Source organism: Bacillus yapensis, from assembly GCF_005280205.1.
GTDB lineage: Bacteria > Bacillota > Bacilli > Bacillales > Cytobacillaceae > Robertmurraya > Robertmurraya yapensis.
On the sequence record NZ_SUND01000009.1, the window covers coordinates 156,183 to 178,284 of the forward strand.

A 22,102-nucleotide genomic window follows, 5' to 3' on the forward strand; every position below is an offset into this window, starting at 1 on the left:
ACTAAAAACTAGAATAAACCGATTGCTTTGCCATTCTCATCAACATCCATTTTTAAGGCAGCAGGTGCTTTCGGTAAACCAGGCATAGTCATCACGTCTCCTGTTAAAGCGACGATAAATCCTGCGCCTATGGAAGGCTTTAGCTCCCTAACCGTTACAGTAAAATCAGTAGGTCTTCCTAGCTTCCCTGGATCATCTGTTAAAGAATATTGCGTTTTTGCAATACAAATAGGTAAATTCCCCCATCCAAAAGCTTCAAAATCAGCTATTTGCTTTTTAGCCTTTGTAGAAAATTCAACGTTCTTACCACCGTACACTGTTTGGACAATCGTTGTAATTTTTTCCTCAATTGAATCGGACAAAGGATACAATGGAGAAAAATTTGCTTCATTCTTCTCGAGCACTTGGAGCACACTTTTCGCAAGTGCTAGACCACCTTCTCCACCCTTTTCCCATACTTCTGTTAATTCAACTGGGAATTGATGTTTTTCACATAGTTCGAGTAGTGTTTTGATTTCCTGTTCTGTATCAGAAACAAATTTATTAATCGCCACGACAAAAGGAAGCCCAAAGCTATTGATTGTTTCGGCGTGCTTACGTAAATTCTCAAAGCCATTCACTAAGGCATTAACATTCTCTTTCCCTAACTCATTCTTTGAAATTCCACCATGCATTTTTAATGCTCGAATGGTTGCCACAATAACAACGGCTTCCGGCTTAAATCCTGCGGCTCTTGCTTTTATGTTCAGAAACTTTTCTGCTCCTAAATCAGCGCCAAATCCAGCTTCTGTAACTACATAGTCAGCTAATTTAGATGCTGTGGTTGTGGCAATCACACTGTTACAGCCGTGAGCAATATTGGCAAACGGTCCGCCGTGAACAAGTGCAGGAGTATGCTCAATCGTTTGAACAAGATTTGGCTTAATGGCTTCCTTTAATAAAAGAGCAAGTGCTCCTTCTACACCTAAATCTCCTACTGTTACCGGCTCTTTCTCGATATTATAGGCAATAACCATATTGCCAAGTCTACGCTTTAAATCACGGAGATCTGTTGCTAAACATAGTACTGCCATTATTTCTGATGCAACAGTAATATCAAAGCCATCCTCACGAGGGACACCTTGTAAGGGGCCACCTAATCCAACGATGACCTTTCTAAGAGCGCGATCATTTAAATCAACAGCTCTTTTCCAAACAATTCTACGTTGATCAATTCTTAATTCATTACCTTGCTGTAAATGGTTATCAATTAATGCGGCCAAGGCATTGTTCGCGGTTGTGATGGCATGAAAATCTCCAGTGAAATGAAGATTGATGTCTTCCATCGGAAGAACCTGGGCATATCCACCACCAGTTGCTCCACCTTTAATTCCCATCGTAGGTCCTAATGAAGGCTCCCGAAGGGCAATCATCACTTTTTTATGTAGTTTATGTAACGCATCTCCAAGACCGACCGTTACAGTTGATTTTCCTTCTCCAGCAGGGGTTGGATTAATCGCTGTTACGAGAATGATTTTTCCACTCTGCTTTGTTTGAAGCTTGTTAATCGTTTCAGACGATAGCTTCGCCTTATACTTGCCATAAAGCTCGATGTCATCTTCGGTTAAACCTACTTGCTCCGCGATTTTAATAATCGGCAACATTTTCGCATTTTGGGCAATTTCAATATCAGATTTATGCTTTACGTTCGCGTTCATTCTCATAACCCCCATACTTATCCAACTTTGCTCTGTATAAAGAGCCGACTTTAGCAAATCTATTGTATCATTTGGGAATCGAAAATTAATAATTAAATTTATAAAAAGATTGATACCTCTTTTCACGTTACTATATAATTAAAAATATTGAAAATTCAAACGAGAGGATGAACCATTTGCCTATTAAAATTCCAAAACTCCTTCCTGCTCGAGAAATATTAGAAGAAGAGAATATATTTATTATGGATGAAACACGAGCGAATACGCAGGATATTCGCCCATTAAATATCATCATCTTAAATTTGATGCCGGAAAAAGAACGAACTGAAGCTCAAGTGCTGCGATTATTAGGAAATACACCGTTGCAGGTGAATATTTCATTTTTACAAATGGCTACTCATCAATCAAAAACAACCAGTCAACTCCATCTAGATCAATTCTATACGACATTTTCCAACATCAAACACCGAAAATTTGATGGTATGATCGTAACTGGTGCACCTGTTGAAATGCTTGCTTTTGAAGAAGTCGACTACTGGGAAGAGCTAACGGAAATTATGAACTGGTCAACTGATAATGTTACTTCTACTTTACATATCTGCTGGGGAGCCCAGGCAGCACTTTATCATCATTTCGGCATTGGAAAATTTGAACTGCCGCGAAAATGTTCTGGCGTATTTTCTCATATTGTTCAAGACCGTTCGGAAAAGTTACTAAGAGGATTCGATGATGAATTCTACGCTCCTCATTCTCGATATACAGATGTCGATCAAAGAAAAATAAATGAACATAAAGAAATCAAGCTTCTCTCCTACTCAGAGGAAGCAGGAGCATTTATCATGAGTGCCAACAATGGGAAGCAAATTATGATTACGGGGCACTTAGAATACGATGCTTCTACTTTAAGTGAGGAATACAGTCGGGACCGTCATCGTGGATTGGATATTCACCTTCCAGAGCATTATTTCCCTAAGAACGATCCAAACAGACAACCGCTTAACCGTTGGCGTTCCCACGCCCATCTATTATTCTCTAACTGGCTCAATTATTATGTATACCAAGAAACTCCTTACGAGTGGGAGTGAAAAAAAGCAGATCTCTTCTTATTGGAAGAAATCTGCTTTTCTATGTAAAAAATTACGACTGTTGCTGCGAGTAATATACCTCTTCATATGGTTGAACAACGACAAAGCCGTTTCCAGAAAACTTCATTTGGATGGACTCTCCACTTCCTCTACCTAAAAAGGTTTTAAAAGAGATGTCTGTGACAAATTCAGGAGATAATGTGCCAGACCATGCAACTGTTGCATTTGGATCTGTGAAAACGGGATTATCCGGAGTTACCAGCAATGTTAAAGGTTCATAGTGAGAAGTAATGGCAATCATCCCATGACCTTCAAGACGAACATTAAACAGTCCGCCAGACATCATTCCCGCGATCTTTCGCATCAATTTAATATCCCAATTAATGGATGGTTCAAATGCAAGTAAATCATTGCCATTCACAAAAATCGATTCTCCTTGGAGATTCAAGATACTAATTTTCTTCCCTTGATCAGCGACATAGAGCTTGCCGTTCCCCGTTGCTTTCATAAGAGAAGTTCCCTCTCCTGTTAGTGCCTTCTTAAACATTTTTCCGAGTCCATGCTCTAAAATCCCTTCTCTTTCATACTTTATATTTCCGCGATACGATACCATCGCTCCTGATTTCGCCCATATCTGTCCATTCAAATTGATTTCAAGCAATCTTGGGGTTTCTAATTCAAAAAGGCCTTCCCCCTTTTCTTGTTGCACTGTTTGCTTCACAAACTCCTCCAACGAATAACGACTCACAGCAATCATCCTCCCTATTTAATATTTTCTAACATAAAGACACTTATAAAAGATAATGCTTCTTTCATTTGTACGGATATCGAGCCCTTAGGAAGCGTCTCAGAATCCTTCTTGTATACCCAAAACTCATCTAACTTTTTCCAACCATTTTCTTCTGCCAGATGGACGAATTCCCATGGCATCATCGTATTACAAATAACGTCTTCTCCATATAAACGTCGGAAGCTATTTTCCCGTGGACCAGCCGTAGGACCCAAGATAGCGACACACGCTTTTCCGTTCGCTTTTACAATTCTTTTCATTTCTAGAATGACTTTCAGAGGACTTTCGGTCCATTCAAGAGAATTGATCGCTAAAACTGCATCAAATTGATTTTCTTCAAAAGCTAATTCTCTGATATCTCCTTTCAAAAACTTTGAAGTCGGGCTACTAAATAATGAATTGGCTTTTTGAATCATTTCTTCTGAAACATCAACACCTGTAACATTGTAGTCAGCCTGCCTTAATTTATAGGAGCCATAACCATCCCCACAGCCTAAATCACAAACAACTGCCGGTTTTTCCACATACTGTTGGAAGAACGGGAGAATATCCTTTCTACTACCAGATTCCCACATTTCTTGACTTTTTGAATTCCAAAAGTTTGCCCTTTTATTCCACAGTTTCTCTGCTTCTTTAGACCACTCAAAGCTTGTCAAAAACATCACTCACCTTACAATTTTATGTTCTTTTAGTGGAACCATTAATATTCATAACCAACATTTACAAAAATCGTCTTCTTATAAAAGCCCCACTATTATATTTCTTTATCCAAAGGTTTTATCCTTTGTTTAAGTTTGAGAATATCATGAAATACTAAACATTATCTTGTATTAAGGAGATTGATAAATGGATAAAGATGAAATTATTTCAGTACATCGCAATCACAGTGGGGACATCATTAGTTTCCGGACTTCTCAGGGAAGGTTTATTTCCTATCGTAAAGCTCTACTAGAGGCACAAAACGAGCAAATAAGTGGCGTAAATCTGATTGAGTCCGATGAAGGCCAACCATTATTTAATCATGAAGAATTTGATGAACTTCCTTCTTTTTACTAAATTAGACTTTAAAAAAAAAGCACATGGGTGCTTTTTTTTTTAGTTAAAGTAGCTCTTCTGTTTTTCTACGAATCTTCTTCAATAATTCGAGTCGGTTTTCTCCATCCTCAAAATGTTCTTCATTTTTCCGTTGGATGTCTCTTAATGCTTCAATTCGACTTGAATCTTCATCAAAAAATTGGATGAGGTCACTAATTCGGTCAATCGCATTCCAACTCAAATGATGTTCAATTCCTTCAACATCATTATAAATATTTTCTTTTTTGACTCCGATCGTTGTTAATAAGACTTCTAACAGAGCATGTCGATAAACGAGACGCTGCCCAATCTTTTTACCCTCGGCTGTTAAACTAAATCCTCTATATTTTTCGTATACTAAATAGTCGTCTTTATCAAGCTTTTGAACCATCTTTGTAACCGATGAGGGGTGAACTGATAACGCTTCGGCTATATCTGAAACTCGGGCATAGCCCTTCTCCTCAATTAACGTATAGATTTTTTCGATGTAATCTTCCATACTTGGTGTTGGCATCCAGCACCCTCCAATAATTTTGCACTAACACAAAAGTTTTTTTACTCATAATCAAAGTTTACAATACAATGAAAAGGGATACAAGAATAAAGGAAAAACGGATAACCCGTTCATCCTTTATCAAAAAGTAATATTATTGTTTATTTTCCTGAGGGAAAGGATTTGCTAAAAAATAAACTTTACTTTTTTCTCCGTTTCGTTCCAAGTGAGTTTCGCATCAAACTCTTTCTCTTTCCCTTTAAATCCTTGAATAACCTCCGTAGTACCTTCTGATAATAAAATCTTGACCTGCTTTTGTGTGATCGATTTTCCTAGAATCTTTTTCGAAATTGTAAAATCACACTTGGTCGTTTGATAACTCGAACAACCATAAAAGCTTCCTTTATCGACAACTGTACCTGAGCATTTTTTACAAGAGCCCAAGCTCGTCTGTTGCCTCTTTTGTCCTGCTTGTTTTCCTGGAACAAAGCTGTCTTTCATGTCTTCAGTAAACTCCCATTTTGCAGAAGCTTCTGTTGTTGTCGAAATAAGATGTGTAATCATTTTGTTCGTGTTTTCCATGAATTGCTTTGGGGCTGCTTGTCCTTCAGAAATTTCCTTCAGACGCTGCTCCCATTTGGCAGTCATCTCTGGAGAGGCTAATATCTCATCACCAATCGCCTGAATTAGTATTTTCGCTTTTGCTGTGGCATAGACAAGATTTTTACGTATATCGATATATTTTCTATCCTTAAGCATCGTAATAATTCCAGCGCGCGTCGCCTCGGTTCCTAGTCCTTCTGTTTTCATCAGAACCTTTTCAAGCTCTTTATCTTCAATATGCTTACCAGCTGTTTTCATGATCGTAATTAATTGGCCTTCTGTAAAACGTTTAGGAGGCTGTGTCTTACTTTCCTTCACTTCTACCTTTGCTACTTTACCAGTTTCTCCAGTTTGCAAGACCGGAAGACTTGGATCCTTATCCTTTTCGATTTGTGGAATAACCTTCCTCCAGCCTTCTTCGACCTGTACCTTTCCCTTTGATTGGAAAGTAGCTCTATCATCCACCAACGTTTTCACAGTTGTATATTCGGTTATGGATTTACCATAGTGAGCAGCAATCAGGCTTCGTGCAATTAAATCGTACATCTTTTGCTCATCCGGGCTCAAGCGGGCGATCGAAGGAACCTGCTCAGTTGGAATAATCGCATAGTGATCCGTTTAAATACACTATAATAATAATAGTTCTTAACGTATTTTACCATATTAAATCGGGGTGATATTGAACGTTGAATTAATTTTATATCTATTTAAAATTTTACGAATTTATAGTTGTCTACGAATGTATGTTTGTTATAATTAATAAAGACCACCTTTAAAAACTTTTTTGTAGACCTCTACAACAACGACAACAATTTCAATTTTTTAATCCCTGCTATGTTGTTGTAGTAAATTTCATTAGGGGCTGATTAACATGGATATTTACGAAATAAGAGAAAACGAGGAAATAGTAAACTATATCCTAATAGATAGTAATGGAAAGCCGGTAATTCCAGTTGTTAAATACCTAAAATTTTTAAAAAATAATAAAGCTGTTAACACCCTTAAAACTTATTGTTATCATTTAAAACTTTACTTTGAATTTTTAGAGCAAAAAAAAGTTGACTATCTTGAAGTAGATATCAATTTACTAGCAGATTTTATTGGTTGGTTACAAAATCCAAGGTCAACTAACATTTTATTTCACCAAAAATCAAAAAAGAAAAAAAGAACAGCTAAAACAATTAATTTGATTATGACACCAGTTTTGGGCTTCTATGATTATTTATATAGATTAGAGAAAACTGAAAATAGAATTTCGGATAAGGTAGAGAAAGAGATCCCAGTGAAAAATAAGGGATTTAAACCTTTTTTATACCACTTGACACAAGGAGACAATGAAAAGAAAAATTTACTTAAACTTAAAGAACATAAAAAAAGAATAAAAATTTTAAAGAACAATGATCTAAACAAAATAATTGATTCTTGCAAAAATTTAAGAGATTTATTCCTAATAAATTTATTATACGATACTGGATTAAGAATTGATGAAGCATTATCTTTATGGATTGAGGATTTTAATATTTCAGATAAAAGTATTAAAGTTAGAAAATCGAAGACAAGAGCTGGAGAAGGTAGGACAGTATATGCCTCATCAGAAACCATGAATTTGTTTCAAGATTATCTTTTTGAAATCCATGATGGTAACGGTTTTGATACCAATTTTGTATTTGTAACTTTACAAGGTAAAAACAGAGGCGAACCCTTAACATATGGATCTGCTAAGGCTATGGTTGATCGACTAGTAGAGGAAACGGGAATTAAATTTACCCCGCATACTCTTAGGCATACATTTGCTACTGAGTTACACGATGAAGGAGTAGACATTGCAATAATTCAAAAACTTCTTGGTCATGAACAAGTTCAAACTACAATATCTCTTTATATTCATCCATCAGATGAAACTATTCGAAGAGAATATGAAAAAGCACAAGAGAATAAAAAAAGAAAAGAAGATGATAAATTTGGATAAAAGGACAGAAAAGCAACTCAAACTTATTATTTCAAATCAAGACCAATCTATTGAACATTTTTTTGAGCAAAATCCTTATTTCAAAAAAGATATTTGGTTAGACGTGGAAATTCCTGTTCAGTATGATCCTCCTGATTATGCGACTCATCACAAAATAACTTTCAATTTTAATAATAGCCTTATGGGCGATGAGACAAAATATTATTTTGCACATAGATTACTTGATGAAAAAATGTCTCCGTTAACACTTTTTGAAGGATATTATACTTCTATAAATCATATCAGTAATTTCATAAACGAATTTTATCCAGACATATCCTCTTTTTCGAAATTGATAAAAGAAAAGGTTATGTCAGAATATAGTACTTATTTAACCGAAAAAGGTCTGAAAATAAACCAGAAAACTAAGGACAGAATAAGAAGTAATAGAAATTATATGGCATTAAACCTACTCACAGACTTTTATAATGAATTTTACGATACAAGGGAAGAAACAGACAAAGACATTTGGGATGTTAGGGAACTAAATATTGAATATAATGAGGCTGCTAATACAACAAATAAAGTTGACTTTACTAATATACCAACTCAATTTAAAGATTTAATAAAAAAATATTTAAAATTTAGAGTTGTAACTAGGCAAGATTTGAATTTTCATATTGGTATTCGATATAAAAAAGAGTTACTAAAATTTCTTACCTTCTTGGATAAAAAATATCCTGACTTTAAGGATTTAAAGCAATTATCAAGATCAATTATCATTGAATATATTGACTATTTACGCAACAAATCCACAGTAATGAATAAAAGCAGTAGGGTCCAGCAACCTCCAAGTGAAACAAATATTGGGACTAATTTAAATATATTGAGAAAATTCCTAAAAGATATACAAAATTTTGAATGGACTGAGGCACCTGAAAAACTAGTTGATAGGTTAATATTTTCAGAAGATATACCCACTAGAAGTAGATTGTCTGATCGGGAAATAAAATATATTCCTGATCATATATGGGATCAAGTAGTAGCAAATATTGATAAATTGAAAGCAGAATATATTCCAATTCTACTTGTTATGGAAGCATCCGGCTTTAGAGGAAGTGATATTTTATCATTAAATATTAACTGCTTAGAAAGAGATAACGATGATAAGTGGTGGCTTGTTGGAGACCAAAGTAAGGTAAAATATAAGGATCATAAGGTTCCAATCTCACAAGAAATTGCCGAAGTTATCATTGCTCAAAGAGAGCTGATTAAAGAAAATAGCACAGAAGATAATAATCCAAAGAACTATTTATTTCCTCGTCTTAAAGGCCAAAGGAAAGGTTTGCCGATTACCACTGCAGTTTTTAATAAAAATTTAAATGATTTAGCAAAAAAAGCAGAAATAAAGGACATCGATAGGGATATTTACCATTTTAGAAATCATGCCTTTAGACATCGATATGGAGTAACATTAATAAACAATGGAATGAATATTCTCCATGTCCAAAGATTAATGGCACATGCCTCACCTGAAATGACATTGGTTTATGCAAAAATACACGACTCCACCTTGAGAGATGAATATTTTAAAGCAAAAAAAAATGCCGCAATTAGATTAAATCCAACAGGCGAAGTTGTACCAGCTGACCTAGAGACTCAGGCACACGAAAATGGACTTGAACTTGAATGGATTCGTCATAATTATGATTCGATACGTATGGATCATGGTGTATGTATAAAAAGCCCTAAAACAAAATGCGATTTCTTAGAACGCACATTAGAACCCCCATGTATTGCGAACAAATGCCGTAGTTTTCATGTTGATGGAACTTTTAGAGATTACTATAAATCCCAAATCGAACTTTTAGAAAAGGATATTAAATTGTATATTAAACAAGGGAAAGAGCGTTCCTTAGAGTTCGCACAAAAGAAAAAAGAAAACTATCAGAAAATCCTTGATGGCATTGAACAAAATGGAGGATTCTATGGAATTCCTAAAGAAAAAAGAGAGCTTACCTCTGAAGAAAGAACTTTGGTTAACAGATAGCTATTAATACAGAAGATTCCATTATTTATAAAAGATGGTGTTATCAAATATGGCAAATAATAACCCTAAAATAGACAAATTAATTGACAATTCCAAGCAAAAGTCAAAAATAACTAAACAAAAAGCAGAAGAAGCTTTAAAAAAAATGATAAAAAAACAGATGAAAATTAACTTTAATTCCGTTTCAGAAGAAGCTCATGTTTCAAAAAGCTTTCTTTATAAGGATAAAGATCTTAGAGCAAGAATAGAAACACTTAGATCTCAGCAAGAAGGTCTCCCTTCACCAAGACAAGTAAAACGCAATATGAGTAACGAATCAAAAGATGTAATTATTGCGACATTGCGAAAAAAAATAGAAAAACTTGAAGATGAAAACAAGAAACTAAAAAATCAACTACAAAAAGACCTTAATGATTTTTATAAAGAATTATAAAGACTTTAATATTAAATATAGAAAAGGTTAGACCTAATAAGATATGACATAACAACTTAGGTAATTAGAGGATTGATGAATTTAATAAATCTATTTAGTATTTTGATAGTGAAAAGAACTGTACTATTCTATTAGATATCATAGACTTTCAGAAATGCGCATAATAGCTTCCTTTCCTAATATCTAATACATTTTTATATCAACAGCGGAAAAGCTGAAATTTCGGTCCGTTAGAACGTTTATTATCATATGCTTAAAAACTAGATCCTACTTCAGAAAAACTACTGTTTGTCAAATATCAAAAATAGGATTATGGGAGCTTGGATCCAAGCTCCCAATAAATTTGAAATGATGCAAATTGTACACGGGTTTGTTAGATTTTTTGCCGCATTAGAAATTTTAATATTTTTTGGAGGATTTATTACTTTTACCGATATTACATTCTTCGCAAAGTGCTTGCAGGTTTTCAAGGATAGTAGCACCCCCCAATGAAAAAGGGATTACATGGTCAACATGAATCTTTACTCCATCATTTGGTGTACGTCCACAAAGTTTACAACAACGGTCTCTCTCAAGCACCTTGAATCGAAGACTTAGTGGGATAGAACGGTTTCCCCTCCTGTTTTTAATTTTTTCTGGAAGTGAATCCCCGGATGGCCCAATTGTTGTGGATAACAAATTTGGCTCAAGAGAATATGATGGAAGTATCTCCAGTTGATAACCCTTATTCCCCATGAAATGTCCCTTCAATAGTGAGATCATCAAAAGTGAGATCATCAAAAAATCTGATATAAACTTTTCTGGTGTCGTGTTTAAAAAAGTCTTCGTTTTTGTATCATATACACCAAGGAACAAGTCGTTTGTCTCTGTAATCTCAAAACCGAGCTTTTGAAGCATACCAGAAAATATCTGCTGTTTCATTCGTCGAAATGCTTTGGTCGCATCTGAATGCCCTTCAAGCCGTTCAGAAAATTTTATTTTTTGCATAAAGGGGTAGCGTCAGGAAAATGCGGATTTACAACGATAAGGAAACTTTTACCCATAAAAAAAGCCGATTTCAAGGAATCGACTGTTGAACTAAAGCACCCATATAGTAAGCAAAGAAATAATAAAAAGTTTTAACCAACTATATTGGGGTCTACTCTTAATACTTCTGTTATGTTAGTTAACGTCCATTTTCATCCCAGTCTTCGTACGAATCAAAATTATGATCTGGATCTACAGAGTCTCTTCCAGCTTCCATTAAGCTGCTAGCACAGTCTTTACAAAAAGACTCACCATCTATCAGTAATTCTGAATCGAGTTGATTTTTGGAGAATTCTCCTCCACACTCATTACAAATATACTTTTTCATAAGTTTCCTCCTTTTCCAATTTAAATAGCGTATCTAAATATTGATTATACAGCAATAGTAACTAAACTGCTTCGTTCGTATTATAAGGTCACCAGATATTTCTGGTTGACCTATTTTTTTATGGTCTTATTATATCAGTAGCCAGGGTAGAACGTAACTGCCCGTGGGGCTTCGACCCCGTCAGCTAAACGGTTCGCCCCCTACTTGTAGAAACATGATTGAGGCTGGTTGGGACTTAGATCTCGTATAACAAGCGAAGCTGTGACACTGCATGGAGGAATTAGGGATACTGGCAAATGACTAGTTTAGGAGGAGGAATTAGAAATGAATCCAGTCATAGGTCTGGATGTTTCAAAAGGGGAAAGTCAAGTTCAGGCATTTTTAGATAAAGGCAAACCATATCGTAAGAGTTTTAAAGTTTCTCATACTATTGAAGGTCTTAATTTACTTGTAGAGTTTCTGGAGGTCGTAAAGAGAGAAACAGGTAAGAAACCACCTATCGTTCTAGAAGCAACAGGACATTATCATTCCTCTGTTGTTCAATACTTGGAGGAACGTGGATATTTATTGATCATCATTAATCCACTGATTTCTTATAAAGTTAAAAGTTCAAGTCTTCGGAAAGTAAAGACAGATGCGGTCGATGCTTACCATCTCTGCGAGCTATTTTATAAAGAGGATCTTGAGCCATATAAAAAGCGTGGAGTTCAACTTTTAAACCTTCGAAATCTTACCAGACAGCACGAGAATATAACTGGGGTATTAATTCAAACAAAGCTACAATTTCAAGCTATTCTGGATCAGGTCTTTCCTGAATATAGAGGGGTTTTTGGCGACTTATATTCAGTAGTATCACTGTTAACTCTTTCAGAGTTTTCCTCATCTGAAGATATATTAGAGGCAAGTATTGAAACCATAGCTGACAAAATCGCTCAATTATGTAAAAGCCGTTCATACAGATGGGCTAATGAAAAAGCTATTCAACTCAAAGCTGCCGCAGACCGAAATCCGTTTGAAAAGACTTTGTATCAGAGTCATATTTTGAGTCTAGGTATGTATATAAACATCATTCTTCAATACAAAGAGCACCTATCCAAGTTAGAGTCAGAGATAGATGCCCTCGCAAAAGAAGTTGAAGAATATAACATCATCAAATCTATCCCAGGTATCGGTGAAAAGATCGCTGCAACGATCATTTCAGAAATTGGGGAGATAGATCGATTTACTGATCCTAAAAAGCTCGTAGCTTTCGCTGGAGTTGATCCTAGTGTATTCGAATCTGGTAAGTTTACAGCCACCAAAAACCGAATCACCAAAAGAGGATCCAGTAGGCTTCGTCACGCCTTATATATGGCTGTTCGTTGTGCGATTCGTGACTGTCGCAAGAGCAAAACAAGCGATGAGATCATTCCTCGTAATAAGAAATTACGAGAGTTCTATGATAAGAAACGTGAAGAAGGAAAACCCTTTAAAGTAGCTGTCATTGCTTGTGTAAATAAGCTCTTACATTGGATATTTGCCCTTTTAAAGAATAAAACGACTTTCCAAGATATAGCTTAAAACCTATATCTAACTAAATAACACAAAACCTTCCAAAATTAGTCTAACGGAAGGTTATTTGGTATGCGCATTTTTAGTATAGCATGGGATATTTTAAATTTTTATTGAAAAATATTGACAAACTATTAGCTGGTTTAGTTTAAGTAGAAACCTTCACAATCTCAATAGAGTAAAGGCTATTGATACACAGATTCATTCCAATAAAAATAACTTTCACAGCGTCTCACAAGACTTGTATCAAAAATCTTAAAGTTGTAACCGCATTTTCCTGACTGTACCCCTAATTAGCTATAAAACCTTTTGCTAAAGGAACAATAACGGTATCTCCATCCTTTACGCCTGCATTGTCAACACTCCAAAAACCAGTAGTCATCGCATCGGCAATAACTGCTAACTTTTCATCTGGTTCTTCACAAGTCTCTGGAATTTTGAAATGAGTAAAGTTGGCAAATGGCACTCTTAAATATTCAGCTTGCCCACCTGGATAGCCCCCCGTCGTACCAGAATATCCAAAATAGGCACCCATATCACCATTATCATTTGAATTATCACATTGGCTTTCCAAATGATTTTTACAGTAATGGCATTCACCGCATGCTATATTAAAAGGAATAATGACACGATCTCCCTTTTTTAGTTTGGTCACGCCTGGACCAACTTATTCGACGATTCCCATTGGTTCATGACCAATAACATAGTTTTCTTGCAGGTTAGGAATCATGCCGTGAATTAAATGTAAATCAGACCCGCATATAGCTGTACTCGTTACTTTGATAATCATGTCATCTGGTTTTTCAATCTTTGGATCTGGAACTTCTTTCACTACAACATTTTTAATACCTTGATATGTTACTGCCTTCATTGGTCACAGCCTCCAGTGTTAGTGTTCATCAGGTGTCCGGTCAAACATACCTTTTCTATTGGTCTCAACAGGAAATAGATTCATTTTGCCAATCATCAAGGTATTGTTGGCTGAAAGTTGATCTAGTTTATACTGTTCACTTAGTTCGTATGGATGGAACCATTTTTTATTAATCATTAGTTCTGTAATTTCTTGGTACATGGCAATCCCTTGCATTAACTGGTTTCGTAAGACCGTTCTAACATCAGGTGATGCGGACTCCGTTAATGCGACAGCAATATTGCGCACGCCTTCTTTGGCACGAAGAAGTAAATCCATCGCAAATGTGGTATCTGCCAGCTCTGGTACGTGCAGTGAGTTTATAGGGTCTAAATAGTCATGGTTCAATGAATTTGCCTCCTTTTCAATTGACTATTGGCGTTGGACGGTTTTGAGGAACAGGAGCTTCAAAAGGTGCACGTTGATAAATTGCCTGTAATTCCCCAAGCGCTTCGATGGATTGTTCAACATCTTTTTGCATTAACGCTCTCAAATCTTGATCAAATACCAATCCTTGCATTAGTTTTGATTTCGCTAAGCAAAGGGTTTTGAAATTAATAACTTCATGCAAATCCAATGATTCATGATCGGCTAATTTTTGATTATCCATTTCTACTTAACCTCCTTATTCGTTAATACAATCAATTGTATTGTTCCAAAAATAGGAGGAAACATTCTTTAAGGTTTTTTATAATCGGTAAAATTCATAAATGGGAGGAATTCATTAATTTGTGTAGCTGGGGATGATGGCTGCTGCGGTCCTTTTTTCATGTACAAAAAAAATGTTCAACCAGATATATCGTAAGTCCGAAATATAAATACAGAATTGAACTTACCAACATTATAAAAATTTCCAGGAACAGTTTAACATTTACCAAATAAACTGTTCCTAATTTTAAGTTTATTTATTATCAAAAGGTCGGAGCAGGAAATTCATCAATTTTGATACGAAGTAAACTATAAGGTTTCTGTCGTAAGTCTTTTCCATAATGAAATCTAGGCTGTCGATGTAATTGGTTCACAATGACATACAAATATTGATCCGGACCAATTGAAAAAGTATCCGGCCACAACATTCTCGGGTCATGTATGATCGTTTCCATTGTGCCATTTGGCAATATCTTGCGGATACAGTTGTGTTCATAATCTCCAGCATAAACAGTTCCCTTTGCATCAGTGATCATTCCATCAGATGCACCTTTTTCTCCCCAATACTCCACATGATAAGGTAATTCCATGTCCGGTATGCTTCTGTCTCTCAGGGCTTCTGTTGTGATCGAGAACAGATGACGACTGGTTAGTGGACAAAAAAATAATACCCTTCCATCAGGCGAAATCGCAATACCGTCAGAAGCCAGTCTAAATGGAGAAGTACTGCCATCTTTATTTCGATTCATTAATACTTTTCCTTCTACTTTCGGTATAAAATAGGGATCGGGTGAAGTTGAATTTGCCCCATTTAACCGTCTGAAGGCGTTTCCATCTGCTAAATCTACGACGATTATAGCTCCTGGTCCTGTTGAAGAAGAATCCGTTATATAAGCATACCCTGCTTTTCCAACACGAAAATCAAAACGGACATCATTCAAATAAGTTGTAGGCAGGACAACATCTTCTGTAAAGGTATATACTTTTCTTATTGTATTCGTTTCTAGATCAACAGCGACTAATTTTGCCCCCCCTTTAATAGGTTCAGAAAAATTGGGTGCAGCTGTATCTAATACCCAAAGTGTTCCCCTTCCATCAGCAACTACACTTTGGACACTGATAAAAGTCCTTGTAAAATTCTCGGGGTTAACCAAATTGGTTTGTAAATTAGGATAAGGCTGCAATTTATCCTCAACAATTTCCGCCACCGTAAATTTAACATCGTCTCCCCATTTCGGGAAGCAAATGAAAATACGACCGGTTTCTGAAACAGTAACACCTGTAGGCATAGCCCCATAAAATGGATAAACCAGTTCAAAATTACCGAAATATTTTTCACTAGGTAACATAGGTATCATCATATCCTCCTTAAGCATCAAACGGGATATCACCTATATATGATTTATATTTTTTCTAGTGCATGTTTCTTAATAAGTTTTTTTCTATAAAACATTAACCTCTATCGATTCAACAACTAAAGTCGGTCGGAAGAACAAAATCGCTAACGCGACTTAAATCACGTCCCAAGTGAAGATTATTCACTTGGGATATTTCTCGCTCGTCTCATTGTTCCGTTACAAAAAGGACAGACTACTTCTACTTCTTCATTTTCCTTTAAATCAAAATGGAACTCTTCAACCACATATTCTGGAACCTCATCTTCTTTTCCACAATCCATGCATTTAAAAATAATTATTTTCATATCCTCATTTAATCCAAATGGATCTTCTTCTAGCCATTTAAGAAAATCCTTACTCATATCATCCTGCTCTTTGTTTTTGACCAAGATTAATCCTCCTTACCGTTTTAACAGATTCTAAATCCTCCATATAATGATACAAGAATCCATAATCTGCATGCCAGATCTCCACTAGGTCCATCTCACGATGGCAATGAGGACAGATAAAAGGATCTTTATCAAAAGCTTCAATCATTCTTTGTCTATAAGTTTTTTTCTTCTTTTTTCTTTCTAATAACAACGACAGTTGTTTGGTTCTCATAAAAGCATAAAGACTCAACACTTGATTTGCCTTTTTATATGACCTTCTGCTGTACAAACCAAAACGACCAACCATTCGAAAATGCTTGGGACAAATGTGTTGTAATAGATTATAGGGGTACAGCCAACATTTCGGAAATTTTGTACGCTAAGCAAATTTCAATCTAAAAAAGCCGATATCCTTGATGGATTCGACTTTTTTTATATGGATTTCTATTTGCTCCTAATTTTTTTAATTACAAATACTAAAACTGCAAACAGTATTACAAATATTATTATTGTTTTCATTTATATTCACCTCAAAAGAAGAAGCTATAAGTTTTTCTTTGAAAAGATTTGGATTGATATAATCATTGAAATTAAGATAATAAAAATAGATATTACAAAAGGCACCCAAACCATTACTGTTTGAGGTAGTGGTAATTGAAAATTGATATTAAAATTCATCGATTGGTACCACTCAATAATAGTGGGTAGTATAAATGGAGTTAAAAATAAAATAAAAAAGATATACTTTGTTTTTTCATAGCCAAATTTAGTTTGAATAGGTATTAATATTCCGAAAAAAACAGAAATGATCAAAAGAGCTATTCCTATACTATAAATATTTAATCTTGCTAGCCCTGTAGAAAAACCAATTGCTACTGCAAGGTTAAATAAAAGGAAACACCCAATAAAAATCACAAGAATAAATAGATATTTTGCTTTAATGACACCATTACGAGTATGTGGGGTTGTACAAAGAAGTGCTGATCCCCTATATTTATCCTCTTGCATCGAAACCATATTAAACAAAATATATTCCGTAAATAAAACGGTAATAAGAAAACTTGTAAAGCTACCGTTATCAAATCCTAACTTTGAATAAATAAATATGGGGCCAATAACTGCAAAAATAAGCATAAACAATAGGTATTTTTTGGCTAGAATGAAATCCTTTTTGACAAGATGAAATAACATTTTTATCCCTCCTTTACATAGGCTAACATTATATTTTCAATGGAAGGCCTCTCTATTAGACAATCGTTCATTTGTTCACGTACTACGTCTAATTTGTCGGTAATTCCTTCGAAGCCAACTGCTGTTTGACGCAAACTTAAAAATAACCTTCTTGTATGTTCATTGATTAAACTATTATCTCCTTTTACCAAAGCATGCCTATCCAGTAGTTCATCTTTACTTTCGTTGAATATGATTCTGCCTTTATCAATCAATATAAGCATGTCAGCTATTTTATCTAAATCAGAAGTTATATGAGTAGAAAAGAATACACTCTTTCCATCCTCTTCCATGAAATCTAAAAGTATCTCCATTAACTCATTACGAATTAATGGGTCAAGACCACTTGTTGGCTCATCCATTATCAATAGATCAGCATGATGAGAAAGAGCTAAAGTAATGGCAAATTTCATTCGCATACCTTTTGATAAGGTTGCAATTTTTTGGTTTAATTTCAAATTAAATCGATTGATATACTTTAAAAAAACAGATTCATCCCAGTTCGTATATGCAGGAGCAATAATACTTTTCATTTCTTTCAATGTCATTTCTTCATAAAAATAGCCTTCATCTAAAACTACCCCGATACGATTCTTTACTATGTACTCATTTTTTTCTATTTCTTTACCAAAAAACTTAATACTACCTTCGTTCTTCGGATAGAGTCCAAGTATGGTTTTTATAGTTGTTGTTTTTCCGGAACCATTAATTCCGATAAAACCAGTTATACAACCTTCTTTTAATAAAAAGTCCACTTTATCTAAGCTGAAAGTATCTAACTCTTTCTTTAAGTTTTTCACATCTAAAACAGCTGTCATCACTCATCATCCTCTTCAAAAATGATATCCATCATTAAATAAAGTTCTTGTTTATTTATTCCTAGAGTTTTAGCCATCTGCCACGCCTCTGAAAGCTTTTTTTCAATCATGTGCCTTTTAGATTCCGACAGCATCTCTAAGTTGTCGGATGCTACAAATGAACCTTTTCCAACGGTTGTTACAATAAATCCTTCCTTTTCTAATTCGTCATATACTCTTTTTGTTGTAAGAACACTAACATGTAAATCATTTGCTAATGAACGAATGGACGGAAGTTTTTCACCTTCTTTTAATTCCTGACGAAGAATTCCACCTTTAATTTGATCCTTTATTTGTTGATATAACGGTTGCTCGGAACCATTTTTAATAATTATTTTCATAGGAACCCTCTTTTTTCAACTGTATATGTACTTGATATACATTATATACATAATATACAATTATTATAATTTAATTTCAATATCTAAAATAACATAATGTCTTAATTCAATTATTGTAAGGAGTTGATGAACCATAAACGACCGTTTATGGTACTTATAAATATTTTTAAAAAAACAACCTATTTCTATTAATCTATAGAACCAAAACTCATTCCCAAAATCAAAGTAACATTTTTAGTATATGATACCGTTTTAGGTGCTAATATAGGGTTATAAACTACTTTTGCAGGTGATGAATGATGATATTTGGTTATGCACGTGTAAGTACGGAGGAACAAAACTTGGATATGCAAGTTGATGCACTTACAAAGTTTGGGGTAGAAAAAATTTATAAAGAAAAATTGACCGGAACTAGAAAAGATAGACCCCAACTTGAAGAACTTCTTAAAGTCTTACGCAGTGGCGACAAAATTGTTGTATATAAACTGGATCGTATTTCACGTTCTACAAAACATCTAATTGAACTTAGTGAATTATTCAATGATCTGGGCGTAGATTTTGTCTCTATTAATGACAGTATTGATACTTCAACTGCAATGGGGAAGTTTTTCTTTCGTACAATGGCAAATATTGCAGAGTTAGAACGAGATATTATTAGCGAAAGGACAAAATCAGGGCTTCAAGCAGCAAGATCCAGAGGAAGGAAAGGTGGCAGACCATCGAAGAAAAAGGACAAAGTTGAAATGGCGATTAAAATGTATAAAAGCAAGGATTATACAATCAACCAAATTACAGAAGCAACAGGAATCAGCAAAACCTCACTGTATAGATACTTAGACAAAGTAAATTAGGCGCATACCAAAATTATTAATAAGGATTGATTTAACTTGAGTGTAAAAGAACTACTGACACCAGAACAGCGCAAGGAAATTTTAAACCTTAATAATTTATCAGAATTTGAATTTACTTCTTATTACAGTCTATCTGACTATGATATTGATGTTATAAATCGTCATAGAAGAGATCATAATCGCTTAGGGTTCGCACTCCAATTATGCATTCTTAGAAACCCCGGTTGTTCTTTAATTAATATGTTAGAAATACCCGAAAACCTTATTAAATATGTTGCTAATCAAATTAATTTAGATCCAGAGGTTTACTCTTCATATGCTCAACGTGATACAACTAGACGTGAGCATTTAGAAGAAATACGTCAAGTTTATGGATATAGAAACTTTAATAACAGTGATTATCGTACGATTTCTAATGTTCTTTTAAAATCCGCATTGGAAAATGGGAATTCGATGTATCTAGTACGCACAGCAATTGGTTTATTAAGAAAGGAAAAAATAATCCTTCCTGCCATCCCAACAATCGAAAGGATGGTTTGGTTAGCAAGAACGCGTGCAGAGAAAAGAATATATGCCATACTAACAAGTAATCTTTCCGAAAGACATAAGCGTGAACTAGAAAAGTTAATCGATTTAACGGTAAATAATAATAAAACCCAATTAGCTTGGCTTCGGGAAATTCCCGGACAGTCGTCACCAGATTCTTTTTTAAAGGTCATAAAAAGATTAAAGTACATTAAAGAAATGAATATTGCAGCCAATACGGCATTAATACACCCCAATAGACTTTTACAATTGGCACGAATTGGGGCTAGATATGAACCCCATTCTTTTAGAAGATTTAACGAAGATAAAAGATATGCATTATTGGTCGCTCACTTAATCACTCTCTCCCAAGACTTAACTGACCATGCCATTGAAATTCATGATAGACAAATGATGGTGTTACAAGCAAAAGGCAGAAAAACGCAAGAAGAGATGCAAAAACAAAATGGAAAGTCAGTAAATGAAAAAGTTGTGCATTACGCAGATATAGGAACGGCTTTAATTAAAGCCAAAGAGGAAGGGATCGATCCCTATGTGGCATTAGAGCAAGTAATGCCGTGGGAGAAAATTGTAGAATCGATTGAGGAAGCTAAATTATTATCAAGACCAATGGATTATGATTACCTTGATTTAATAAAAACTCGATATAACTATTTAAGGAAATATACTCCAAGCCTGTTGGATTCCTTAGTGTTCAAATCTACTAAATCAGCAGAGCCTTTATTGAAAGCATTAGATACCATACACGAATTAAATGATTCTGGAAAAAGGAAGATCCCTTATGGCTCACCTTTGAGTTTTGTTCCTAAACGTTGGCAAAAACATGTTTTTGATGATGAAGGTAACATTAACCGTCAATATTATGAAATGGCTGCCTTAACAGAACTCAAAAACTATATCCGTTCCGGTGATGTTTGGGTTGAAGGTAGTCGATTACATAAGGATTTTGAAGAATATTTAGTGTCAAAAGATGATTGGGGAAAAGCAAAGATTAAAGGGACTAATATAGCTGTTAATGTAAGTTTTGAACAGTATATACAGGAAAGATGTGAAACTTTAAATACGAAACTTCAATGGATTTCCAAAAATATTGATAAAGTTGAAAGTATCAACATTGAAAAACAAAAGATACATGTTGAGAGACTTCAAGCTGATACTCCTGAAGAAGCTAGAAGTTTCAGCTTATCGCTTTATAATATGCTTCCAAGAGTTAAACTTACTGATTTATTAATGGAGGTAGCTGAATGGACTGGATTTGAAGAGTCATTTGTTCACGCTTCTTCAAATCAACCGCCCAAAGGTGAGGAAAGGTCTATTGTGATGGCTTCATTAATGGCGATGGGGACAAATATTGGATTAACTAAAATGGCAGAAGCAACTCCTGATATTTCATATCGTCAGATGGCCAATGTTATGCAATGGAGATTACATGAAGATGCTATGATTCGCGCTCAAGCTACACTTGTAAATTATCAGCACCGTCTATCTTTATCTACATATTGGGGAGATGGGACAACATCATCTTCCGATGGTATGCGTGTTCCTGTTGGTGTATCATCGTTACATGCAGATTCAAATCCTCATTACGGAACTGGGAAAGGTACGACCATTTATCGTTTTACAAGTGATCAGTTTTCATCCTTTTATGCAAAAGTTATTAATACAAATGCAAGGGATGCCGTACATGTAATAGATGGATTATTACATCATGAATCTGACCTTACAATTGAAGAACATTACACTGATACAGCTGGTTATCAATACCTTTTTGTAAAAAAATTAAAATTATTATGTGTTCTTTCATTGTAGACATGTACTTAACGAAAGATTTAAAAATGACTAACGATTTAAAGTCGTTAGCCATTATCTTTCA

Annotated in this window: 19 protein-coding genes and 5 pseudogenes; 8 read left to right on the top strand and 16 right to left on the bottom strand. The window is 34.8% G+C overall.

What is annotated here, in order from left to right; all coding sequences use genetic code 11:
- Positions 1-8: 8 nt before the first annotated feature.
- The gene (locus FAR12_RS12605) at positions 9-1,697 is read right to left on the bottom strand and encodes a formate--tetrahydrofolate ligase (protein WP_126409013.1); all 1,689 of its coding nucleotides are present in this window, start codon (positions 1,695-1,697) and stop codon (positions 9-11) included.
- Between the two features lie 176 nt (positions 1,698-1,873).
- On the opposite strand from FAR12_RS12605, the gene metA reads away from it, so the two are divergent.
- The gene (gene metA / locus FAR12_RS12610) at positions 1,874-2,782 is read left to right on the top strand and encodes a homoserine O-acetyltransferase MetA (RefSeq protein ID WP_126409014.1); all 909 of its coding nucleotides are present in this window, start codon (positions 1,874-1,876) and stop codon (positions 2,780-2,782) included.
- A gap of 52 nt (positions 2,783-2,834) precedes the next feature.
- Here metA and FAR12_RS12615 read toward each other — a convergent pair whose 3' ends face one another.
- A complete protein-coding gene (locus tag FAR12_RS12615; protein WP_126409015.1) occupies positions 2,835-3,530 on the bottom strand; it encodes an AIM24 family protein in 696 nt (231 codons plus the stop codon).
- Between the two features lie 14 nt (positions 3,531-3,544).
- Complete coding sequence (locus FAR12_RS12620; protein ID WP_126409016.1) at positions 3,545-4,228, bottom strand: class I SAM-dependent methyltransferase; 684 nt, start codon at positions 4,226-4,228, stop codon at positions 3,545-3,547.
- Positions 4,229-4,418: 190 nt separating this feature from the next.
- On the opposite strand from FAR12_RS12620, the gene FAR12_RS12625 reads away from it, so the two are divergent.
- On the top strand, positions 4,419-4,628 hold the full coding sequence (locus tag FAR12_RS12625) for a DUF3892 domain-containing protein (protein ID WP_126409017.1): 210 nt from the start codon (positions 4,419-4,421) through the stop codon (positions 4,626-4,628).
- A 112-nt stretch (positions 4,629-4,740) separates the two neighbouring features.
- Here FAR12_RS12625 and mntR read toward each other — a convergent pair.
- Positions 4,741-5,160, bottom strand: a pseudogene (gene mntR / locus FAR12_RS12630) (transcriptional regulator MntR); the annotation flags it as partial.
- Positions 5,161-5,325: 165 nt separating this feature from the next.
- Positions 5,326-6,360, bottom strand: a pseudogene (locus FAR12_RS12635) (type IA DNA topoisomerase); the annotation flags it as partial.
- 253 nt (positions 6,361-6,613) lie between these two features.
- On the opposite strand from FAR12_RS12635, the gene FAR12_RS12640 reads away from it, so the two are divergent.
- From FAR12_RS12640 to FAR12_RS12650, 3 genes are read left to right on the top strand one after another with little or no spacing between them, the layout of a single operon-like run.
- Positions 6,614-7,711 (top strand): tyrosine-type recombinase/integrase, encoded by a 1,098-nt coding sequence (locus FAR12_RS12640; RefSeq protein ID WP_126409019.1) that lies wholly within the window; start codon positions 6,614-6,616, stop codon positions 7,709-7,711.
- Positions 7,638-9,740 (top strand): tyrosine-type recombinase/integrase, encoded by a 2,103-nt coding sequence (locus FAR12_RS12645; protein WP_170972194.1) that lies wholly within the window; start codon positions 7,638-7,640, stop codon positions 9,738-9,740. The genes FAR12_RS12640 and FAR12_RS12645 overlap by 74 nt, the downstream gene beginning before the upstream one ends.
- Before the next feature lie 49 nt (positions 9,741-9,789).
- Positions 9,790-10,173 (top strand): DUF6262 family protein, encoded by a 384-nt coding sequence (locus FAR12_RS12650; RefSeq protein WP_126409021.1) that lies wholly within the window; start codon positions 9,790-9,792, stop codon positions 10,171-10,173.
- A gap of 399 nt (positions 10,174-10,572) precedes the next feature.
- Here FAR12_RS12650 and FAR12_RS12655 read toward each other — a convergent pair whose 3' ends face one another.
- Positions 10,573-11,160, bottom strand: coding sequence for an HNH endonuclease (locus tag FAR12_RS12655; protein WP_126409022.1), 588 nt, complete (start codon positions 11,158-11,160; stop codon positions 10,573-10,575).
- Between the two features lie 178 nt (positions 11,161-11,338).
- On the bottom strand, positions 11,339-11,527 hold the full coding sequence (locus FAR12_RS12660; protein ID WP_126409023.1) for a hypothetical protein: 189 nt from the start codon (positions 11,525-11,527) through the stop codon (positions 11,339-11,341).
- A gap of 324 nt (positions 11,528-11,851) precedes the next feature.
- Between FAR12_RS12660 and FAR12_RS12665 the strand changes: the two genes are divergently transcribed.
- Positions 11,852-13,087 (top strand): IS110 family RNA-guided transposase, encoded by a 1,236-nt coding sequence (locus FAR12_RS12665; protein WP_026582706.1) that lies wholly within the window; start codon positions 11,852-11,854, stop codon positions 13,085-13,087.
- Between the two features lie 310 nt (positions 13,088-13,397).
- Here the strand turns inward: FAR12_RS12665 and FAR12_RS12670 are convergent.
- The 9 genes and pseudogenes from FAR12_RS12670 to FAR12_RS12710 form a co-directional block, all read right to left on the bottom strand.
- Positions 13,398-13,949 (bottom strand): annotated as a pseudogene (locus FAR12_RS12670) (alcohol dehydrogenase catalytic domain-containing protein); the annotation flags it as partial.
- Between the two features lie 18 nt (positions 13,950-13,967).
- Entirely contained in the window at positions 13,968-14,336 is a 369-nt protein-coding gene (locus FAR12_RS12675; RefSeq protein ID WP_126409024.1) for a spore coat protein, read from the bottom strand.
- 16 nt (positions 14,337-14,352) lie between these two features.
- Positions 14,353-14,598 carry a spore gernimation protein GerQ gene (locus FAR12_RS12680; protein WP_108897239.1) on the bottom strand — a complete coding sequence of 82 codons (246 nt, stop codon included), beginning with the start codon at positions 14,596-14,598 and terminating at the stop codon, positions 14,353-14,355.
- 301 nt (positions 14,599-14,899) lie between these two features.
- Positions 14,900-15,994, bottom strand: a complete 1,095-nt coding sequence (locus tag FAR12_RS12685; RefSeq protein WP_061794307.1) for an L-dopachrome tautomerase-related protein — start codon at positions 15,992-15,994, stop codon at positions 14,900-14,902.
- Positions 15,995-16,170: 176 nt separating this feature from the next.
- Positions 16,171-16,422: a hypothetical protein gene (locus FAR12_RS12690; RefSeq protein ID WP_084347554.1), complete on the bottom strand. Its 252-nt coding sequence runs from the start codon at positions 16,420-16,422 to the stop codon at positions 16,171-16,173.
- Positions 16,397-16,744 (bottom strand): annotated as a pseudogene (locus FAR12_RS12695) (IS91 family transposase); the annotation flags it as partial. The gene FAR12_RS12690 and the pseudogene FAR12_RS12695, both read right to left, overlap by 26 nt.
- A 203-nt stretch (positions 16,745-16,947) precedes the next feature.
- Complete coding sequence (locus FAR12_RS12700; RefSeq protein ID WP_126409026.1) at positions 16,948-17,595, bottom strand: ABC-2 transporter permease; 648 nt, start codon at positions 17,593-17,595, stop codon at positions 16,948-16,950.
- A 2-nt stretch (positions 17,596-17,597) separates the two neighbouring features.
- Positions 17,598-18,452: an ABC transporter ATP-binding protein gene (locus FAR12_RS12705; protein ID WP_126409027.1), complete on the bottom strand. Its 855-nt coding sequence runs from the start codon at positions 18,450-18,452 to the stop codon at positions 17,598-17,600.
- Complete coding sequence (locus tag FAR12_RS12710) at positions 18,452-18,832, bottom strand: GntR family transcriptional regulator (RefSeq protein ID WP_053474821.1); 381 nt, start codon at positions 18,830-18,832, stop codon at positions 18,452-18,454. The genes FAR12_RS12705 and FAR12_RS12710 overlap by 1 nt, the downstream gene beginning before the upstream one ends.
- 299 nt (positions 18,833-19,131) lie before the next feature.
- Between FAR12_RS12710 and FAR12_RS12715 the strand changes: the two genes are divergently transcribed.
- Both FAR12_RS12715 and FAR12_RS12720 read left to right on the top strand, forming a co-directional pair.
- Complete coding sequence (locus FAR12_RS12715; protein ID WP_116354896.1) at positions 19,132-19,683, top strand: recombinase family protein; 552 nt, start codon at positions 19,132-19,134, stop codon at positions 19,681-19,683.
- A gap of 36 nt (positions 19,684-19,719) precedes the next feature.
- Positions 19,720-21,987, top strand: a pseudogene (locus FAR12_RS12720) (Tn3 family transposase); the annotation flags it as partial.
- Between the last annotated feature and the right edge of the window lie 115 nt (positions 21,988-22,102).

Bases quoted from the DNA above. Each gene is read 5' to 3' on its own strand.
- FAR12_RS12705 (WP_126409027.1), bottom strand. From the start codon at position 18,452: ATGACAGCTGTTTTAGATGTGAAAAACTTAAAGAAAGAGTTAGATACT.
- FAR12_RS12625 (WP_126409017.1), top strand. From the start codon at position 4,419: ATGGATAAAGATGAAATTATTTCAGTACATCGCAATCACAGTGGGGAC.
- FAR12_RS12715 (WP_116354896.1), top strand. From the start codon at position 19,132: ATGATATTTGGTTATGCACGTGTAAGTACGGAGGAACAAAACTTGGAT.
- FAR12_RS12710 (WP_053474821.1), bottom strand. From the start codon at position 18,832: ATGAAAATAATTATTAAAAATGGTTCCGAGCAACCGTTATATCAACAA.
- FAR12_RS12650 (WP_126409021.1), top strand. From the start codon at position 9,790: ATGGCAAATAATAACCCTAAAATAGACAAATTAATTGACAATTCCAAG.
- FAR12_RS12655 (WP_126409022.1), bottom strand. From the start codon at position 11,160: ATGCAAAAAATAAAATTTTCTGAACGGCTTGAAGGGCATTCAGATGCG.
- FAR12_RS12605 (WP_126409013.1), bottom strand. From the start codon at position 1,697: ATGAACGCGAACGTAAAGCATAAATCTGATATTGAAATTGCCCAAAAT.
- FAR12_RS12645 (WP_170972194.1), top strand. From the start codon at position 7,638: ATGAAACTATTCGAAGAGAATATGAAAAAGCACAAGAGAATAAAAAAA.
- FAR12_RS12660 (WP_126409023.1), bottom strand. From the start codon at position 11,527: ATGAAAAAGTATATTTGTAATGAGTGTGGAGGAGAATTCTCCAAAAAT.
- FAR12_RS12665 (WP_026582706.1), top strand. From the start codon at position 11,852: ATGAATCCAGTCATAGGTCTGGATGTTTCAAAAGGGGAAAGTCAAGTT.
- FAR12_RS12700 (WP_126409026.1), bottom strand. From the start codon at position 17,595: ATGTTATTTCATCTTGTCAAAAAGGATTTCATTCTAGCCAAAAAATAC.
- FAR12_RS12685 (WP_061794307.1), bottom strand. From the start codon at position 15,994: ATGATACCTATGTTACCTAGTGAAAAATATTTCGGTAATTTTGAACTG.
- FAR12_RS12680 (WP_108897239.1), bottom strand. From the start codon at position 14,598: ATGGATAATCAAAAATTAGCCGATCATGAATCATTGGATTTGCATGAA.
- FAR12_RS12640 (WP_126409019.1), top strand. From the start codon at position 6,614: ATGGATATTTACGAAATAAGAGAAAACGAGGAAATAGTAAACTATATC.